This is a genomic window from Segeticoccus rhizosphaerae (assembly GCF_005222685.1).
GTDB lineage: Bacteria > Actinomycetota > Actinomycetes > Actinomycetales > Dermatophilaceae > Segeticoccus > Segeticoccus rhizosphaerae.
On the sequence record NZ_SWMA01000002.1, the window covers coordinates 228,202 to 245,480 of the forward strand.

Here is a 17,279-nt window from a genome sequence, read left to right on the forward strand (position 1 = left end):
CTGGACCCGGCGTCGGCACCTGGGCGGTGGACCTGCGCGACTGCTGGGCGTGCGGCACCGCCCGGACGGACGGCACTTCGCACGATAAGCGGCACCGGCTCGTCATACCTCATATGATCTGACCGGAAAACGTCGAACCTGGACGATCTGTCCCAGAGGAGCCCTCGTGCCCGACCTGGTCGCGCTCTGTGCTGCCCTCGGTGGCCGCCTCGAGCCGTATGCCGGCGCGCGCGTGCCCGCCACGCAGGTCACCGGCGTGCACGTGAGCGAGCTGGTCGACCCGACACCGTTCCTCGAGGGCGGCGAGCTGCTGCTCACGACCGGCATGCCGCTGGTCGGGCGCGGTGTGCAGACCAGGGCGTATGCCGCCCGGTTGCGCCGGCGCGGGGTCGCCGGCCTCGGCCTCGGCCTTGGTCCGGTGCACGACGAGGTGCCGCCGGATCTGCCGGACGCGTGCGCGGCGGAGGGCGTGCCGCTGTTCGTGGTGCCGCCGGCGACGCCGTTCCTCGCCGTAGCGCGCACCTACTGGGGTCTGCTGGCCCGGACCGGCGAGCAGCGGCTGAGCGCCGCCCTGGGTGCGCACCGCGCGCTGGTGCGCGCGGCGGCCGGACCCGACCCCACGCGGGCGGTCGTGCAGACCCTGGCCGGTGCGGTCGAGGGCTGGGCGGCCCTGCTTTCGAGACGCGGTGAGGTCGACGCGGTATGGCCGGAGACGTCCCGGGGCGTCGCGGAGCAGGCCGCCGTCGAGGTCGCGAGGCTGCGCATGGCTGGCCCCCATTCTTCGGCAACCTTCCCGCTCGGTGACGACGACGTGGTCCTGCACCCGCTGGCTGCCCGGGGCGGCGCGACCGGCTTCGTCGCGACCGGCTGCCGGCGCCCGATGAGCCACGCCGACCGGCAGACCGTGCTGACCGCGAGTGCGCTGCTGGCGTTGCAGACCGAGCAGGAGCACCGGGCGGACGCCGGGCCGCGCGGCCTGCGGGCGGGCGCGGTGCGGTTGCTGCTCGCCGGTGAGGTGCGGGCGGCCCAGCTGCTGCTCACCCAGAGCGGTATGCCGTGCCCGCCCACCTGGGTGCGACTGCTCCTCGTGGAGCTGGGCCGCCCGGGAGACGACGACACGGTCGACGGCCTCGAGCGCTCGCTCGCCGCCCGGCCGGGTCCGGCCGTGTGGGTGCTCCCTCGGGACACCGGGCTGCTCGCCGCGCTGGCCGGTGCCGTCGACGAGGCCGGCCTGCGCGACTGGCTGGCGCAGACCGTCCCGGACGCCCGTGCGGTCGTCTCCGCACCGGTTCGCCTGGAGGACCTCGGCCGGGTCGACGCGGCACTCGCCGACACGGCCGGTCGGCTCGCACCCGGCACGCTGCGCGGCGCGCGGGCGGTCGCGCGGGATGCCTCGCGGGAGGGGGCTCCCGTCGACCTGCAACCACTGCTCGAGCACCGGCGCAGCGACCTCGTCGGCGCCGTGACGGCATACCTCCGCGCACGGGGGCACTGGGAGGAGGCGGCACGCGACCTGGGCGTGCACCGCAACACCCTGCGGCACCGGATCGGCACCGCCCGCCGGGTCCTCGATCAGGACCTGGACGACCCCGACGTGGCGGCCCGGCTCTGGCTCGCCCTGCGCGACGCCGGCCTGGCCTGACCGCCGCCGGCCTGGCCTGACCGCCGCCGGAATGGCTGGGAAGTGACGTCCGCCAGCAACTCCCGGCGGGTGGGCGGTTGCTGCGACACTGTGCGCACGCGATCACGAAGGGGGCGGGCATGCTGGCAGCACTGACGGGATGGGGTTGTCCGCGGCGGCCGGCCTCAACGCCTACATCCCGTTCCTCATGGTGGCGCTGCTGGGGCGGTTCACCGACGTGATCACGCTGCCGCAGTCCTATGCGTGGATCGAGAGCACCTGGGCGATCGGCGTGGCCGCCGTGTTGCTGCTGACCGAGGTGGTGCTCGACAAGATCGCGATCGTCGACAGCCTCAACGACGCGGTCGCGACCTTCATCCGGCCCACCGTCGGAGGGCTGATCTTCGCGGCGACGAGTGCGGCGGAGAAGGTCGACAGCTCCTCCTGGATGCAGGACCACCCGTGGGTCGGTGTCGTGCTCGGCGTCTCGATCTCCGGCATCGTGCACGCGACCAAGGCGACCACCCGCCCGGCGGTGAACATCTCGACCGTGGGCCTCGGCGCTCCCGTCGTCTCGGCCGCGGAGGACACCACCTCGGTCGGGCTCAGCCTGATCGCGGTCTTCCTGCCGGTCCTGGTGATCGTGGCTCTGGTCCTGCTGGCGTGGGTGATGTGGTGGGCGTGGCGACAGTTCCGCCGGATGAGGCGACGTCGGCCTGGCCGGTCCCCCTCTCCGGCATGACGTCATCGATCTCCTCGACCGTGGTGAGCACGGAACGGCTCAGGACGTCGCGCGGGAGGCGAGGGCCCCGTCATACAGGGCTTTCTTGGACAGGCCGGTGGCGCGGGCGACGTCGGCGCAGACGTCCTTGAGCCGTTCGCCCTGCGCGACGCGTGCCAGGACGGCGGCGATCCCGTCGTCGAGGTCGACGACCTGCGGAGGTGCGCCCCCGACGACGAGGGTGATCTCGCCCCGCACGCCCTCAGAGGACCACGCCGCGAGCTCGCCGAGGCCGCCGCGCCGGACCTCCTCGTAGGTCTTGGTCAGCTCTCGGCAGACGGCGGCGGGACGGTCGGCGCCGAAGGCCGTCGCCATCGCGGCCAGGGTCGCCTCGAGCCGGTGCGGCGCCTCGAAGAAGATCATGGTGCGGGATTCCCCTGCCAGCGCGGTCAGTGCGCGGGCCCGCTCCCCCGGTTTGCGCGGCGGGAAGCCCTCGAAGCAGAACCGGTCGACGGGCAGCCCGGACACCGCGAGGGCCATCAGCACCGCGCTCGGTCCCGGCACGCAGGTGACCGGCACGTCCGCGTCGATCGCGGCCGCGACCAGGCGGTAGCCGGGGTCGGAGACGGACGGCATACCGGCATCCGTGACGACCACGACCCGCTCCCCCGCGAGCAGGCGGCCCAGCAGGTCCGGCGTGCGGGAGGCCTCGTTGTGCTCGTGGTAGCTGAGTACCGATCCCTGCGGCGAAATCTCGAGGGCCTGGCACAGCCGGGAGAGCCTGCGGGTGTCCTCCGCCGCGACCACGTCGGCCTGCGCGAGCTCCTCGGCGAGGCGGGGCGCGGCGTCGCGCGGGTCGCCGATCGGCGTCGCGGCGAGCACGAGCGTGCCGGGATGGTTCGTCGGCGTCGTCATTCGTCGATCCTCTCAGCCCGCACCCCGCGGGAGCCGCACCCGGCTGGAGCGGCAGCAGCCATGCCCGGCAGCAGCCGCACCGGGCAGGAGCCGTCGCCGGCAAATGTGACAATGGAGGCACTCGTCCGCTGCCTTGCTGGGCCGGACCCGACACCAGGGAACGATCGATGTCCTCGACCCGCGCCGCCGCGCCCTTCCAGAGCTCCGCCAAGACCCCCGGCGGGAGCTCCGACGAGTCCGCGGAACCCGCCCCGATGCCCTTCGCGAGAGCCCTGCCGTGGCTCATGGTCCTCGGGGGCGGTGTGGGTTTCCTCGGCGCGTTCGGGCTGATCTACGAGGAGATCCAGACCCTGATCGACCCGAGCCACGTCGCGATCTGCAGCCTCAACCCGATCATCTCCTGCGGTTCGGTGATGGCGAGCGAGCAGGCGTCGGTCTTCGGCTTCCCGAACCCGGTGATCGGCGTCGCGGCCTTCCCGATGGTCGTCGCGGCGGGCGCCGCCCTGCTCGCGGGCGCGCGCTTCAAGCGGTGGTACTGGCTCGGGCTGCAGGTCGGCGTCACCTTCGGGATCTGCTTCGTGGGGTGGCTGATCTTCCAGAGCCTCTACCGGATCAACGCCCTGTGCCCCTACTGCATGGTGGTGTGGACCGTGACCATCCCGCTGTTCCTCTACGTCACGCTGGCCAACCTCGATCGCGGGCACCTGCCGGTGCCCGCCGCGCTGCGCGGAACGGTCGACGCGCTGCGCCGCAACCACGCGCCGCTCCTGGCCATCTCGTATCTCGTCGTCCTCGTGCTCGTGCTGCACCGTTTCTGGTACTACTGGTCCACTGTCCTGGACTTCAGCTGATGCCGGGCTCGCCGCGCCGCGCGCCCGAGCGGGGGAGAAGAACCTGCCTATGACCAACACCCATCCCGAGGCCGAGCACGACCCGACGGCGGCGGAGGTGGCCGCCATCTTCGGTGAGTGGGGCGAGCGACGCTATGCGAGCAGCCCTGTCCACCAACGGATCTGCGAGGCCGTCTCCGCGGACCCGTCGCTGGCCGCCCCGCTGATCGACTGGCACACGCAGGCACACTCCCGCCCGACCCCCGACACGGGCGACCTGGTGCAGCCGGCGCAGCTCTTCACGCCGGTGCAGTACCTGCTGCGCACCACGGCCACCGACCACCCGCTCGCCGAGTTCTACCCCACCCTCGGCGGCATGCGGTCGGCCGGCAGGGCCCTCGTCGACGCCTGGCGCGACTTCGTCATCACCCACCACGACCGGCTGGTCCCGCTGTGCGGCCGGGCCGCCCGGCAGAACGACCCGCAGGTCTGGGCCCAGGTCCGCCCGGGCATCACCTGGGCAGCGGCCACGCACGCCGACGGCCGCCCGCTGGCGCTCATCGAGCTCGGCGCTGCCGCGGGCCTGGGGCTGCTGCCCGACTTCTACCGCTTCGACTACGGCCGCGTCACCATCGGCGACGGCCCGGTGACCCTGGAGTGCCACCTCCGCGGGGGCCTGCCGCCCGGCCTCGCGGACGAGCTCGACATCGCCGAGCGGATCGGACTCGAGCTCGATCCCATCGACGCCGACCAGCCCGACGACGCGGACTGGCTGGTCTCGGCCGTGGACCCGGAGGAGACGACCAAGCTGGTCCGGCTCGGTGGCGGCCTGGCCCGCGTGCGCGACACCGAGATCGACCTGCGGCACGGCGACATGTTCGACCTGCTGCCCCGCGCCCTCGCCGAGGTGCCGGACGGCCACCTGCCGGTCGTCTACGGCGCCTCGGTCATCGCCGAGGCCGACGAGCCGGCCCGGATGCCGCGGCTGCTCACCGACGCCGACCGTGACCTGGTCTGGATCATGGCCGAGGCCACCCAGGTCTCCTACCCCCTCGTGACGACCGACCCGCCACCGGCCTACGACGACCCCACCGTCGGCGGCCTGGTCGCCGTGGTCATCCGGAGCGGGGAGGTCGTCGACGTGGTGGACCTGGCCAGGCTCGACCGGTATGACACCTGGCTGGAGTGGGACCCCCGTCCCCTCACCCCGCGCGCACCATCCGCATGACCGAAACGGCCGGTCCTCGGGTGTCGTGACGACCCTCGTCACGCCCCGGCGACCGGAGGCACCCGAGCCAGGCACGCTGCATACGATGTCGGCCATGACGGCGACCGAGCAGCTGCGGGAGCGGCTCCTCGGACACCGACCCACCTCGCCGACGTTGATCCTGTGGGGCTGGCTCGGGCCGTTGATCGCCATGGTGATCGGCGGGTTCCTGCGGATGTGGCACCTGGGGCGGCCGCACCAGCTGGTCTTCGACGAGACCTACTACGTCAAGGAGGGCTACTCCTACCTGCTGCACGGCGTCGAGCTGGCGAACCGCAGCAACCTCAAGAAGCCCGACGAGCTGTTCACCCAGGGCACCCCGAACGTGTTCGGCACCACCGGCGAGATGGTCGTGCACCCCCCGGTGGGCAAGTGGATCATCGCGGCGGGCGAGCACATCTTCGGCATCGACAACTCGTTCGGATGGCGCTTCGGCGTCGCGGTGTGCGGGACGCTCTCGATCCTCATGGTCGGGCGTGCGGCGTGGAGGCTGTTCCGCTCCCCCGTGCTCGCGACCATCGCCTCGCTGCTGCTCGCCTTCGACGGCCACCACTTCGTCCACTCCCGCACCGGACTGCTCGACCTGTTCGTCATGTTCTGGGCGCTGGCGGGCTTCTGCGCGCTGCTGATCGACCGCGACCACAGCCGCGAGGTCCTGGCTCGCCGGGTCGGGGCCCTCCGCCACGAGGGCGGCGCCCGGCTCGAGCGGGCCATGCTGTTCGGGCCCAGCATGGGCATGCGGCCCTGGCGCTGGGTCGCCGGCATCTGCCTCGGCCTGTCCTGCGGGAGCAAGTGGTCCGGGCTGTTCTTCGTCGCGGCCTTCGGCCTGATGACGATCCTCTGGGACATGGGGGCGCGGCGGGCGGCCGGGGTGCGGCACTGGTGGGTCGGCGCCGTGGTCCTGGACGGGCTGTATGCCGTGGTGTCCATGGTCTTCACGGCCGGCGCCGTCTACCTGGCGTCCTGGGCCGGGTGGTTCCTGACCTCCGACGGCTACGACCGCACCTGGGCCCTCTCCCACCCGGCCACCTCGGGCAAGGCCTTCGGACCCGACTCGAGCAACTTCGCCTGGCTGCCCGACAGCCTGCGCTCGCTGTGGCAGTACCACATCGAGATGTACAACTTCAGCGTCAACCTGGAGTCCAGCCATCCCTACCAGAGCAACCCGTGGTCCTGGATGATCCAGGGGCGGCCCACATCGTTCTTCTACGAGGGGCCCAAAAGAGGCCACGACGGGTGCATGGTCGCCGAGTGCAGCAAGGCGATCACCTCGATCGGGACCCCGACTCTGTGGTGGGGTGCCACCGTCGCCATCTTCATCCTGCTGTTCATGTGGCTGCTGCGCCGCGACTGGCGGGCCGGCGCGATTCTGGCCGGGTTCGTCGGCGGCTACCTGCCCTGGTTCCACTACCAGGCCCGCACGATCTTCACCTTCTACGAGGTGGCCTTCGTGCCGTGGGTGGTGCTCGCGGTCGTGTTCGTCGCGGGCATGGTGCTCGGTCGGTCCTCCGAGTCGGTGCGGCGCCGGCAGGTGGGCGCGGTCTGCGTGGGCGCGTTCCTCGTGCTGACGGTGGCGCTGTTCTTCTTCTTCTACCCGATCTACACCGCCGAGGTGATCCCGCGCAGCTCGTGGCAGCTGCGGATGTGGTTCCCCAGCTGGGTGTGAGGCCCACCCGCCATACCCCGGCTTGTTGCTGGGAGAAGGCGTCATATGCGTCGCCTTCGCCCAGCGACGGATGGGGCGGGTGGGTCAGGTATGCCGGGTGGTGGCGTCGGTGAGGAAGGGCTGCAGCAGGCCGGGGACGGCCTCCTCGGCGAGACGGACGGCCTCGGGCAGGGGCACGTCGAGGACCTCGTAGGCCTCGTCACCGGCCGCCGTCGTCGCCGTGAGCGTGGCGAGGCCGGCGCGGCGCTGGAAGAACGTCTGCTCGAGGTTCCAGCCGATGATGCCGTCGCGCTCGAGGACACTGCGTTCACGGGCGAGCGACCCCGAGCTCGCCACGAGGTAACCGCCGACCACGGCGTGGCCCAGCCCCCGGTAGCGGTCAGCCGCCAGCACCGGCGAGAGCGCCAGGAGCACGACCAGCGCCGCCGGGATCCAGCCCGGCAGGCCCTGGGACCAGCCGACCACCGCGCCCACTGCGAGCACCAGGAGCGGGGCCACGGCACGGACGTAGCGCCGTTGCCGCGCGGCCGGACCGTGCTGGGTGAGGGGGTGGTCGAGCGTGTCCTGTTGTCGCACGACGAGCCCGGCGACGCCGCGGGCGACGGCGACCGGCGCGGGCGGCACGAGCAGGGCGCTCTCGCCCGACTTCAGCCCGGTCGTGATGGCGGACAGCCGCGCGCCGCCGACCGACCGGAGCAGCAGCGGCTCGGCCAGCTCGACCCCACGCAGCCGTCGCTCCTCGATGCTCGTGGCGCGGGTCGTGAGCAGGCCGCGCGAGAGGTGCAGGGTGCCGCCTGGGTGGCGGGTCAGCCGCAGCCCCCAGTAGGCGAGCAGGTAGCCCACCACGGACAGCAGCGTGATGAAGGCGAGCAGCACCGGCGACGCGACGAGCACGGCCACGAGGACCCCCACCGACTCCACCCGCTCGGCGGTCCAGTTGGCCACCCCTGCCTCTCGGTCGTTGCCGAGCAGGTCGTCGCCGAGCCGCCAGGCCACGCCGAGGGCCGCGAGCGCCGCCACCAGCCCGGACAGGGCAAACGGCGCATAACGCACCCAGCCCGGGTCCAGCCGCAGCAGCTCCTGCTCGGGTGGCTCGAGCGCTGGCGCGCCTTGCGGCGGGGGCCAGGCAGCGCCGGCCCGCACCGGGCTCGGCCGGGGCGGCTCGCCCGGCTCGCCCGCACCCTCGAGAGCTCGCTCCGAGGAGGCACGATCGACGGCACCGGCGGCACCCGCGCCGGAGGGGCCCGCGATGCCTGCACTGGTGCGGTGGAGCAGCTCCGAGCGCAGCCGGGAGGCCTGCTCCGTCGGGAGCGAGTCGAGGGTGAGCCGGCTGTCGTCGGCCCCGGTGCCGATCTCGACCTTGGCCAGCCCGAGGACGCGGTGCAGCGGCGAGGCAGTCACGTCGACGGTGCGGACCCGGTCGGCCGGTGTGGTGAAGGACTTGCGCCGCAGGAGTCCGCTGCGCAGCTGTACCTGGTCGGGTGTGAACCGGTAGCGAGTCGTGAACCACCGCAGGATGCCGGCGGTCACGGCGACGACGACACCGGCCGGGCCCCACCACCACTGCCCGCGGTCGCCGCTGCTTCCGACGATGACCAGACCGAACAGGGCGGGTATGGCGCGCACCACCTCTCGCACGGGATGGACCATCAGCATCCGGGCGCTGAGGCGTCTCCAGCCGGCCTCCTCGTCGGTCCGGGGCTGGTCGGTGGTGGCCGGCTCCGGCTCGCTCACGTGGCGTCGCCCTCGCTGTGCTCGGTGATGATGGTGAGGTCGTGCACGAGGCGTTCGGCCACGGCCAGGTCGAGCCCACGGATGCGGAGCGGCCCGGCCGCCGAGGCCGTGGTCACCGTGACGTTGGCCAGCCGGAAGAGCTGCTCGAGCGGTCCGCGCTCGGTGTCCACGGTCTGCACCCGCGAGAGCGGTGCGATCCGCCGTTCCTGGTCAAACCAGCCCGCCTGGGTGTAGACGGCGGTGTCGGTGACCTCCCAGCGGTGCACCCGGTAGCGCCAACGCGGCATGACGACCAGGTGCGCGGCCGCGATGACGACGGTGACCACCAGACCGAGGACGTGCCACGTCACGTGGTCGGCGTCCAGCAACCACCAGGCGACCTGGGCGGCGAGCAGGACGACCCAGCCCCAGAGGGCCCGCACCGTCCAGAACCACACGGCTCGCGGGCTGACCAGGTTGACCGGCGCGCGCAGCTCGGGCGGCCGGGTCGTGTCCGGTGGTGGTGACGACATGGCTCAACCCTGCCACGGCCGGGAGCAGCGCACGCGAGGGCGGAACAGGCGAAGCGTGCCGAGCACGCTGCCCGCGCAGGGGAGCAACCTCTGTGCTCGCGCAGGTGGGTGACCTATGTTGGGCAGATGGTGATCAACCCCGCCCCCGACGCCCTCGGGGCCGAGCCCCCGGGCGACCCGGGCGACCCGGCTTCGAGGGCCGGGGCCGCCGGGCAGGAGCACCAGAGCACGGTCGGGACGTGGCGCTGGGACATCAGCACCGATCACGTGGAATGGGACGACGGCACGGCTGCGATCTTCGGGGTGGCGCCGGGGGACTTCGACGGCAGCTACACGGGATACCGCAGGCTCATCCACCCGGACGACGCAGCTCCCATGGAGGCGAAGCTGTGGGCGGCCCTGGAGTCAGCCTCGGTCAGCTTCACCGACGACCACCGCATCGTGCTTCCCGACGGGTCGACCCGCTGGTGCCAGGTAATCGGACGGATCCAGCGGGACCCGGGCGGCAAGGCCGTCGGACTGGTCGGGATGACCCTCGACGTCACCCGGCAGCGCAGGGTCACGTCCGAGACCGCTGCCGTGCGGGCGGCCGAGCGCCGGGCCACCGCGCAGGCCCAGGCGGCACGGCGGCGGGTGTCGATGCTGGCCCGGGCCGCAGGGCTGCTGGACATCCCGCTCGACCTGGACGCCACGCTGCAGGAGGTCGCCGACCTCGCAATCGGCGTGCTCGCGGAATGGTGCACCGTCGACCTCATCGGCGGCGGCCGGGTCCACCACGCCGCTGTTGCACACCGAGAGCCGGCGATGGTGGCCATGGCACGGAGCGTGATGGAGCGCTTCCCGCAGGACCCCGACGAACCCACCCTGCAGCACCTCCTGCACACGCTCGAGCCGTTGTACGTGCCGGTGTTCGACGATGAGGCACTCGAGGCCAGTGTGTCCGACCCGGAACACGTGCGAATGCTGCGCCAGTTCGAGATCAGCTCCTACCTGGTGGTGCCCCTGGTGGCCGACGGAGAGGGCGTCGGCATCATGACCCTGGTCGCCTGCCAGGGCCGCCGGCTCGAGGCCGACGACGTCGACCTCGCGGTGGAGCTCGGCCGCCGGGCCGGGTCCGCGGTGGAGAAGGCCCGCCTCTACTCCGAGCTGCGGGAGACGACGAGGGTTCTGCAGACCACCTTGTTGCCGCCCTCGCTCCCCGAGGTCCCGGGCGTGACGCTGTCGGCCCACTACCAGTCCGGCACGGCGGGTCTGGACATCGGCGGCGACTTCTACGACGTCTTCCGCACCGGTCGCGATCGCTGGTGGATCGTCCTCGGCGACGTGTGCGGAAAGGGTCCGGCGGCGGCCGCCCTGACCGCCGAGGCCCGCTATTCGCTGCACGTGCTCGCACCGGACACCGACGACCCGGCCCAGGTGCTGGAGCGGCTCAACGACGTCCTCAACGCGGTGGACCGCGAGGGGAAGTTCATCAGCATGGTGCTGCTCACCTTCCTCGCGCCCACGGGTCAGGAGAGCTCTGCCGGCACCGGTCTGCGGCTGCAGCTGGCCTCTGCGGGGCACCCGCCGCCGCTTATTCGCAGGAGCGGCGGCGGGGTCGAGTCGCTGACCAGCCATGGGACCGTCGTCGGCGTGGTCCCGCAGGTGGACCTCGAGTCGATCAGCGTGGACCTAGCCCGGGGCGACACGCTCCTGCTCTACACCGACGGGGCGACGGAGGCGAGGGACGCCGACGGCCACGAGCTGGGCGAGGCGACGCTGCGCGAGATCCTCCGGCAGCACGGCGGCGGAGGCCCGGACCTCGCCGACCGGCTCGCGGCCGCGGTCCTCACCCGTGCCGGCACCGAGCCCCAGGACGACATGGCGCTGCTGACACTGGGCCGCTGACCCGACCCCGCTGCCCGGTCACTTCGTCACGCTGTGGTCCAGACGCCAGAGCTGCCGCGGCGGTGGCTGTCGACCAGGTGCGTGTCGACGATGCCGACCGCCTCCATCAGGGCGAACATCGTCGTCGGCCCGACGAAGACGAAACCCTTCTTGCGCAGCGCCTTGGAGAGCGCGACCGATTCCGGTGACGTGGTGGGGACCTCGGCATACGTGCGCGGCGCCGGGGTGCGCTCGGGCCGGAAGGACCACACGAAGTCGACCAGCCCCTCCTCGTTCCGCAGGTCGACCGTCGCGCGGGCGTTGGTGATGGTGGCCTCGATCTTGCGCCGGTTGCGCACGATGCCGGCGTCGGCCATGAGCCGCTCGGTGTCGGCCTCGGTGAAGGCGGCGACCGCGTCCGGGTCGAAGTCGGCGAAGGCCTCACGGAAGGCCGGTCGCTTGCGCAGGATGGTCGCCCAGGACAGGCCCGACTGGAAGGCCTCGAGGCTGATCCGCTCGAACATCCCCCGTTCGTCACGGACCGGCATGCCCCACTCGGTGTCGTAGTAGTCGCGCAGCATCGGGTCGACCGAGGCCCACACCGGCCGGGCCAGGCCGTCCTCACCCACCACGGTGTCCGTGCCCGCCATACGACCTCCTCCCTCCTCACGCCGTCACCCGTGCTCGTCCCAGACCGCTTTGCTCACCTCAAACCGCTCCTGGACCACGCGGAACCGGCCTGAGGTGAGCAAACCGGCTCGAGGTGAGCATAGGCACCGGTGGCGGGGGGACGGCATACTCGGCGTCCATGGCAGGCAACCCGCGCGTCATCCACACGGCTCAGGCCCTCGTCGACGAAGTGGTGGAGATCGCCGGCCTCCCCCGTCGGGGGCAGAACGCGATGGCCCGCTCCTACACCCGATACGCCGGCGGAGCGGTGAACATCCTGCTCGCGGCGGCGCGGTCGGGAGCGGAGTGTCTCCACGCCGGGGCACACGGCACGGGCCCGAACGGCGACCTCGTGCGGAAGGTGCTGCTGGCCGAGGGTATTCGCCTCTCCAGCCCGATCGTTCCGGACGCCGACACCGGGATCTGCTTCGTCATGATCGAGCCCTCTGCCGAGCGGACCTTCGTCACGACGATGGGGGCCGAGCGCCGGATCACCGTGGAGAGCCTGCAAACCTGCGCGCCGGCACCCGGAGACCTCGTCTGCGTGAGCGGGTACTCGCTGCTCGACCCGACGAGGAAGCCGTTGCAGCAGTGGCTCGACACCGTGCCCGAGGGCGTCGTGGTGGTCCTCGACCCCGGGGTCGCCTTCGCCGACCTCCCCGAGGACGTGCGGGTTCGCGCGCTCGGGCAGACGACGGTGTGGACCTCCAACGCCGAGGAGGCCGAGGCGTTGACGGGGGTCGCGGACTTCCGTGAGTCGGCGGTTGCCGTGGCAGACCACCTGCCGGACGGGGCGACCGTCATCGTGCGGGACGGCCCGAAGGGATGCGTCGTCAGCGAGGGCGGACAGAGCACGTATGTCGAGGGCTTCCCGCAGATTCCGTTGGACACCAACGGGGCGGGAGACACCCACACGGGGGTGCTGTGCGCATGCCGTGCCGCGGGCGGGGCGTGGATCGAGGCGGCGAGGCGGGCCAACGCGGCCGGCGCGATCAAGGTGACCCGGCGCGGCCCGGCGACGGCCCCCGCGGCCCGTGAGATCGACGCCTTCCTCGCCAGCGAATAACCCACCGCGACGACCCTCGTGAAGATGGTCGTGGGTCTGCGACCGCGCCGGGCCGTCGCAAACCCCGCGAACCATGTGCCACGGGAGCGAGGGAGTCAGGCCGGGGCGTAGTGCCGCACGCCGTCGAGGTCCTCACAGCGCACCCGGCCGCGCTCGGCCAGCACGGCCAGGTGGGCAGCGGTCTCGAGCACCGCGAGCATCTGGTTGAACACGTCCATGTCCGCCAGCGCGCGCTTGCGCCGGGTCCAGCCGAGCCGGGCGGCCACCTCGTATGCCGTGTCCGCGCCGGACTGCATCGCCGCCAGGCTCGCGTCGAGCCGTTCCTCGTGGTGGAGGAGAAGCTCATCGACCCGCTCGTGCACGCTGGCCGTGACCGGGCCGTGTGCGGGGAGCAGCCGTGCGTCCGGCATCGCACGCACCAGCCGCAGCGAGGTGAGGTAGTCAGCCAGGGGCGAGGTCACCACGGCCTGTTCGAACCCGATCGACGGCGTGATGTGCGGGAGCACGTGGTCTCCCGCGAAGAGCACCTCCTGCGCGGCGTCGTGGTAGACGAGGTGGCCGCGCGTGTGTCCGGGGGTGTGCACGGCCTCGAGGGTCCGCTCCCCCAGCGGCACGCGCGCCCCGTCCGGGAGCCAGTGGTCGGGCGGCTCCCAGTCGGTGCGATCGGGGTTCGGGTCGAGGCCGGCACGGACCTGCTGAGCCAGGTGCCCGGCACCGGCCGACTCGAGCAACCGCACCTGGGCGATCTCCCGCCGCGGCGCGGTGGGCGCGAGCAGCTCCAGCGACGGCCGCTCCCCCTCGCCCAGGCTCACCCTCGCCCCGAACTGGCGGCGCACGGCCACGGCCTGGGTGTAGTGGTCGCGGTGCGCGTGGGTCACCAGGAACGCCGAGATGTCCGCGAGGCCGTAGCCGATCTTGTCGAGCGACTGGGCCAACAGCTCCTCGCTCTCGGCCAGCGCCCACCCGCCGTCGACGAGGACGACCCGGTCACCGTCCCGGATGGCGTAGACGTTGACCGCCCGCAGCCCGTCCTGCGGCAACGGCAACGGAATCCGGTGCACGCCCGGTGCCACCTCGTGGGCTCCGGGCTCGGTCCACTGGTCGCGGTCCTGCGTCGCCATCAGGGGCGGCCGAGCAGCATCGCCATGCCCTGACCCACGCCGACGCACATCGTTGCCAGGGCATAGTCCTGCTTCTCGTCCGCCATCGTCATTGCCGCGCTGAGGGCCAGCCGGGCGCCGCTCATGCCGAGCGGGTGCCCCAGGGCGATCGCGCCGCCGTGCGGGTTGACGTGCTCGGCGTCGTCGGCCAGGCCGAGGTCGCGCAGCACCGCGAGAGACTGCGAGGCGAAGGCCTCGTTGAGCTCGATCGTGCCGATCGCGTCGAGCTCGACACCGCTGCGCGCCAAGACCTTTCGCACCGCCGGCACCGGTCCGACACCCATGACGCGCGGCGGCACCCCGGCGGCTGCGGTCGACACGACGCGGGCCAGCGGGGTCAGCACGTAGCGCTCCACCGCCTCGCCCGAGGCAACCAGCAGGGCGGCTGCGCCGTCGTTCACCCCCGAGGAGTTGCCAGCGGTCACCGAGCCGCCCTCGAACAGCGGCCGCAGTCGGCCCAGCGCCTCGGCCGACGTGTCCCGCGGGTGCTCGTCCTGCGCCACCTCGACCGGGTCGGCCCTGCGGCGCGGCACCGAGACCGGCACGATCTCGCGCGCCAGCCGCCCGTTGCCCATCGCCTTGGCCGCCCGCTCCTGCGAGCGCAGCGCGAAGGCGTCCTGGTCCTCGCGGGTCACGCCGTAGTCGTCGGCGACGTTCTGCGCGGTCCTGGGCATCCCGTCGACGCCGTACTCCCGCTCCAGTGCAGGGTTGACGAAGCGCCAGCCGATCGTCGTGTCGTAGATCTCGGCGCTGCGAGACCAGGCGGTGGCCGCCTTGGGCTGGACGAACGGTGCCCGGCTCATGCTCTCGACCCCGCCGGCGACGAAGAGGTCGCCGTCGCCCGCGGCGATCGCGCGCGCCGCGTAGCCGACGGCGTCGAGTCCGGAGGCGCACAGCCGGTTGATCGTCGTGCCGGACACCTCGACCGGCAGACCGGCGAGCAGCAGCGCCATCCGGGCCACGTTGCGGTTGTCCTCACCGGCCTGGTTGGCGCACCCCATCACGACGTCGTCGAGCGATGCCCAGTCCACCGACTCGTGCCGCGCGACGAGCTCCTTGATGACGTGCGCCGCCATGTCGTCCGGGCGCACAGGGGCGAGCGCCCCGCCGAACCGGCCGATCGGCGTCCGCACGCCGGAGACGACGTATGCCGTGCGCCCAGTCTGTGTGCCGCGCCCCTCGTCGCCGCTCATGCTGTCGACCCGCCGCTCAGGTGCGCCCGGCCGGCCTGCGTGATCACGCGGTCCTGCAGCTCGGTGTCGATGAGCGGCGGGTCGGCGGTGTAGAGCTTGGCGACGGCGGCACGGTCGAGCCCGACCTCGCGGGCCGCCTGGTGCGCCTCGAGCTTGTGCAGCCGTCCCCCAGGCGCGTCGGCAATTCGGCGCAGGAACGCCGTCTCGGGGTCGTCGCCGACGCCGTTCCGCGACGGCGGGTCCGGCAGCTCCACGAGCGCTTCGAGCTGCTGGATCACGCCCCGGACGGTCTCGCGCCACGCCTCGGCGGTCTCCCGGACGTCGTGTGGCGCGCCGCCCGACCCCTGCCAGGTGCGCTTGGGGTAGCGCCGGAGGTACTCCCGCTCGAGCTCGAGCATCCGCGCCGTGTGGTGCGCGAACTGCTCGGCGGTGCCGTGCAGGAATGCCCAGTTGCGGGTGTCGTGGGCGTGCTTGCCCTGTTGCTCGAGCTCCTCGTCGGACAGCTCGCTGGCCGGTCGGCCCTGGACCTCGTGCTCGCTCATCGGGGGTGTCCTTCCTGGTCGATCCTGCGCAGTTGGTCGCGGTAGTGCTTGGCGGCGTCGGTGTATTCGCGCACCGCCTCGTCGATCCACGTCGTCTGGTCGGCGTCGCGCATCGGCTTGGGACGGGCGGGGATGCCGAGGGCCATGTGTCCGGCGGGCACCTCGAGACCCTCGGGGACGAGGGCCTGTGCGCCGACCACCGAGCCGGTGCGCACGACAGCGCGGTTGAGCACCACCGACCCCGACCCGATGAGGCAGCGGTCCTCGACCGTGCAGCCCTCGAGATGCGCGTTGTGGCCGACCACGCAGTCATCCCCGATCATCGTCGGCCAGTGCTCGGTGGTGTGCACCACGGTGCCGTCCTGGACCGAGGTACGCGCACCGACGGCGATCTCGCCGAAATCGGCACGCAGGACCGCTCCGGGCCAGACCGATGCCTCGGGGCCGATGCGGACCCGCCCGATCAGCACGGCGTCAGGGTGCACGTAGGCGTCGGGGTCGATCAGGGGCTCGTGCTCACCCAGCGCGTAGATGGGCATGTCAGCGGTCCCCCCGGTCATCAGAGGGTTGACGGGGCGCACCGTCAGGCGCGGGCTCGGAAGGACCAACGGAACCGGCGGGATCGGCGGGATCGGCGGGATCGGCGGGATCGGCCCCTGGCCGGGGCAACCCGGCATACACCCGCATCGCGTTGCCTCCGAGCACGCTCGCGGCCACCTCGGGTGACAGTCCCAGTCCGGCGACTGCCCTCGCGTTCTGCGCGGTGCCGGGCACCCCCGGCCAGTCGGTGCCGAAGATCCACCGGCGGGCGAGCCGGCCCAGGTCGTACTTCGCGTAGTACTCGGGCAGCCGCTTGGGCGGCAGGCCGGACAGCTCGAGCCACACCGTGTCGAAGGTGAGGGCCATGAAGGCGGCCGCGTCGTACCACCAGCCGCGCCCACCGTGGGCGAGCACCACGTTGAGCTTTGGGAAGTCACGGATCACCGGCAGCAGGATCTCGGGGTGGGCCAGCTCGTTGGACGAGCCGGGGAAGGTGCTGGTGCCGCAGTGCACCACGAGCGGCACCGCCCGCTCGGCGAGCACCTGGTATGCCGGGTAGAGCGCCCTGTCGTCGCAACGGAAACCGCCGTGCACGGGGTGCAGCTTGAGGGCGGCCGCGCCGTGGTCGAGCTGTCGCTCCAGCTCGGCCGCGATCGGGAAGTGCAGGTGTGGGTTGACGTTGGCCACCGGTCGGAAGCGGCTCGGGTTGTGCTCGACGATCGGCAGCAGGTCGTCGAAGAGCTGCATGCCGGTGGCCTTCGGGCTGTATTCGCAGAACAGCAGGGCCACGTCGACGCCCTGGTCGACGAACAGCTCGTCCAACCGGGCGGGGCGCGGCCGGCCCTGCTCGTCCCAGACCTCCTCGAGGATTCCCTCGGGTCCGAAGTCGCGCGCCCACTGCAGCCACGACGGGCGCAGCGAGCCCAGCACGGGGACGTGCACGTGGGCGTCGACCAACCGCATACCGTCGAGCACGG

General features: G+C 72.4%; 16 protein-coding genes. 7 read left to right on the plus strand and 9 right to left on the minus strand.

Translation table 11 applies throughout. From position 1 onward, the window contains the following. Positions 1 to 166: 166 nt before the first annotated feature. Together FCN22_RS02560 and FCN22_RS02565 are read left to right on the plus strand one after the other, a co-directional pair. On the plus strand, positions 167 to 1,642 hold the full coding sequence (locus FCN22_RS02560; protein WP_137119954.1) for a PucR family transcriptional regulator: 1,476 nt from the start codon (positions 167 to 169) through the stop codon (positions 1,640 to 1,642). Positions 1,643 to 1,781: 139 nt separating this feature from the next. Then, positions 1,782 to 2,363: a DUF4126 domain-containing protein gene (locus tag FCN22_RS02565; RefSeq protein ID WP_137119955.1), complete on the plus strand. Its 582-nt coding sequence runs from the start codon at positions 1,782 to 1,784 to the stop codon at positions 2,361 to 2,363. A 39-nt stretch (positions 2,364 to 2,402) separates the two neighbouring features. On the opposite strand, the gene rsmI is transcribed toward FCN22_RS02565, so the two are convergent. After that, entirely contained in the window at positions 2,403 to 3,257 is an 855-nt protein-coding gene (gene rsmI, locus FCN22_RS02570; protein ID WP_137119956.1) for a 16S rRNA (cytidine(1402)-2'-O)-methyltransferase, read from the minus strand. A gap of 167 nt (positions 3,258 to 3,424) precedes the next feature. Between rsmI and FCN22_RS02575 the strand changes: the two genes are divergently transcribed. From FCN22_RS02575 to FCN22_RS02585, 3 genes are all read left to right on the plus strand, one after another. Then, positions 3,425 to 4,108 (plus strand): vitamin K epoxide reductase family protein, encoded by a 684-nt coding sequence (locus FCN22_RS02575; protein WP_238384463.1) that lies wholly within the window; start codon positions 3,425 to 3,427, stop codon positions 4,106 to 4,108. A 49-nt stretch (positions 4,109 to 4,157) separates the two neighbouring features. Next, positions 4,158 to 5,315 carry a DUF2332 family protein gene (locus FCN22_RS02580; protein WP_137119957.1) on the plus strand — a complete coding sequence of 386 codons (1,158 nt, stop codon included), beginning with the start codon at positions 4,158 to 4,160 and terminating at the stop codon, positions 5,313 to 5,315. 94 nt (positions 5,316 to 5,409) lie between these two features. Beyond that, positions 5,410 to 7,020, plus strand: a complete 1,611-nt coding sequence (locus tag FCN22_RS02585) for a dolichyl-phosphate-mannose--protein mannosyltransferase (RefSeq protein WP_137119958.1) — start codon at positions 5,410 to 5,412, stop codon at positions 7,018 to 7,020. A gap of 84 nt (positions 7,021 to 7,104) precedes the next feature. Here the strand turns inward: FCN22_RS02585 and FCN22_RS02590 are convergent, their stop codons facing one another. Beyond that, positions 7,105 to 8,754: a PH domain-containing protein gene (locus tag FCN22_RS02590; RefSeq protein ID WP_137119959.1), complete on the minus strand. Its 1,650-nt coding sequence runs from the start codon at positions 8,752 to 8,754 to the stop codon at positions 7,105 to 7,107. Then, positions 8,751 to 9,266 (minus strand): PH domain-containing protein, encoded by a 516-nt coding sequence (locus FCN22_RS02595; RefSeq protein ID WP_137119960.1) that lies wholly within the window; start codon positions 9,264 to 9,266, stop codon positions 8,751 to 8,753. The genes FCN22_RS02590 and FCN22_RS02595 overlap by 4 nt, the downstream gene beginning before the upstream one ends. Positions 9,267 to 9,392: 126 nt before the next feature. Between FCN22_RS02595 and FCN22_RS02600 the strand changes: the two genes are divergently transcribed. Further along, a complete protein-coding gene (locus FCN22_RS02600) occupies positions 9,393 to 11,153 on the plus strand; it encodes a SpoIIE family protein phosphatase (RefSeq protein WP_137119961.1) in 1,761 nt (586 codons plus the stop codon). 26 nt (positions 11,154 to 11,179) lie between these two features. Here the strand turns inward: FCN22_RS02600 and FCN22_RS02605 are convergent, their stop codons facing one another. Then, positions 11,180 to 11,782: a DNA-3-methyladenine glycosylase I gene (locus FCN22_RS02605; RefSeq protein ID WP_137119962.1), complete on the minus strand. Its 603-nt coding sequence runs from the start codon at positions 11,780 to 11,782 to the stop codon at positions 11,180 to 11,182. Between the two features lie 158 nt (positions 11,783 to 11,940). On the opposite strand from FCN22_RS02605, the gene FCN22_RS02610 reads away from it, so the two are divergent. After that, positions 11,941 to 12,867 carry a PfkB family carbohydrate kinase gene (locus FCN22_RS02610; protein WP_137119963.1) on the plus strand — a complete coding sequence of 309 codons (927 nt, stop codon included), beginning with the start codon at positions 11,941 to 11,943 and terminating at the stop codon, positions 12,865 to 12,867. Positions 12,868 to 12,962: 95 nt separating this feature from the next. On the opposite strand, the gene FCN22_RS02615 is transcribed toward FCN22_RS02610, so the two are convergent. From FCN22_RS02615 to FCN22_RS02635, 5 genes are read right to left on the minus strand one after another with little or no spacing between them, the layout of a single operon-like run. Next, entirely contained in the window at positions 12,963 to 13,988 is a 1,026-nt protein-coding gene (locus tag FCN22_RS02615) for an MBL fold metallo-hydrolase (protein WP_137119964.1), read from the minus strand. Further along, positions 13,988 to 15,220, minus strand: a complete 1,233-nt coding sequence (gene pcaF / locus FCN22_RS02620) for a 3-oxoadipyl-CoA thiolase (RefSeq protein WP_137119965.1) — start codon at positions 15,218 to 15,220, stop codon at positions 13,988 to 13,990. Before pcaF ends, FCN22_RS02615 begins: the two co-directional genes overlap by 1 nt. Further along, positions 15,217 to 15,762, minus strand: a complete 546-nt coding sequence (locus FCN22_RS21790; RefSeq protein WP_202911357.1) for a DUF6158 family protein — start codon at positions 15,760 to 15,762, stop codon at positions 15,217 to 15,219. The genes pcaF and FCN22_RS21790 overlap by 4 nt, the downstream gene beginning before the upstream one ends. After that, positions 15,759 to 16,301: a gamma carbonic anhydrase family protein gene (locus FCN22_RS02630; RefSeq protein WP_137119966.1), complete on the minus strand. Its 543-nt coding sequence runs from the start codon at positions 16,299 to 16,301 to the stop codon at positions 15,759 to 15,761. The genes FCN22_RS21790 and FCN22_RS02630 overlap by 4 nt, the downstream gene beginning before the upstream one ends. Before the next feature lies 1 nt (position 16,302). Continuing rightward, positions 16,303 to 17,277 carry an amidohydrolase family protein gene (locus FCN22_RS02635; protein ID WP_137119967.1) on the minus strand — a complete coding sequence of 325 codons (975 nt, stop codon included), beginning with the start codon at positions 17,275 to 17,277 and terminating at the stop codon, positions 16,303 to 16,305. Positions 17,278 to 17,279 lie beyond the last annotated feature (2 nt).

What these genes read in the sequence shown, in the direction of transcription:
- FCN22_RS02605 (WP_137119962.1), bottom strand. Translation starts at nt 11,782, where the DNA reads ATGGCGGGCACGGACACCGTGGTGGGTGAGGACGGCCTGGCCCGGCCG.
- FCN22_RS02575 (WP_238384463.1), top strand. Translation starts at nt 3,425, where the DNA reads ATGTCCTCGACCCGCGCCGCCGCGCCCTTCCAGAGCTCCGCCAAGACC.
- FCN22_RS21790 (WP_202911357.1), bottom strand. Translation starts at nt 15,762, where the DNA reads ATGAGCGAGCACGAGGTCCAGGGCCGACCGGCCAGCGAGCTGTCCGAC.
- FCN22_RS02585 (WP_137119958.1), top strand. Translation starts at nt 5,410, where the DNA reads ATGACGGCGACCGAGCAGCTGCGGGAGCGGCTCCTCGGACACCGACCC.
- FCN22_RS02565 (WP_137119955.1), top strand. Translation starts at nt 1,782, where the DNA reads ATGGGGTTGTCCGCGGCGGCCGGCCTCAACGCCTACATCCCGTTCCTC.
- pcaF (WP_137119965.1), bottom strand. Translation starts at nt 15,220, where the DNA reads ATGAGCGGCGACGAGGGGCGCGGCACACAGACTGGGCGCACGGCATAC.
- FCN22_RS02630 (WP_137119966.1), bottom strand. Translation starts at nt 16,301, where the DNA reads ATGCCCATCTACGCGCTGGGTGAGCACGAGCCCCTGATCGACCCCGAC.
- FCN22_RS02580 (WP_137119957.1), top strand. Translation starts at nt 4,158, where the DNA reads ATGACCAACACCCATCCCGAGGCCGAGCACGACCCGACGGCGGCGGAG.
- FCN22_RS02615 (WP_137119964.1), bottom strand. Translation starts at nt 13,988, where the DNA reads ATGGCGACGCAGGACCGCGACCAGTGGACCGAGCCCGGAGCCCACGAG.
- FCN22_RS02610 (WP_137119963.1), top strand. Translation starts at nt 11,941, where the DNA reads ATGGCAGGCAACCCGCGCGTCATCCACACGGCTCAGGCCCTCGTCGAC.
- FCN22_RS02595 (WP_137119960.1), bottom strand. Translation starts at nt 9,266, where the DNA reads ATGTCGTCACCACCACCGGACACGACCCGGCCGCCCGAGCTGCGCGCG.
- rsmI (WP_137119956.1), bottom strand. Translation starts at nt 3,257, where the DNA reads ATGACGACGCCGACGAACCATCCCGGCACGCTCGTGCTCGCCGCGACG.
- FCN22_RS02600 (WP_137119961.1), top strand. Translation starts at nt 9,393, where the DNA reads ATGGTGATCAACCCCGCCCCCGACGCCCTCGGGGCCGAGCCCCCGGGC.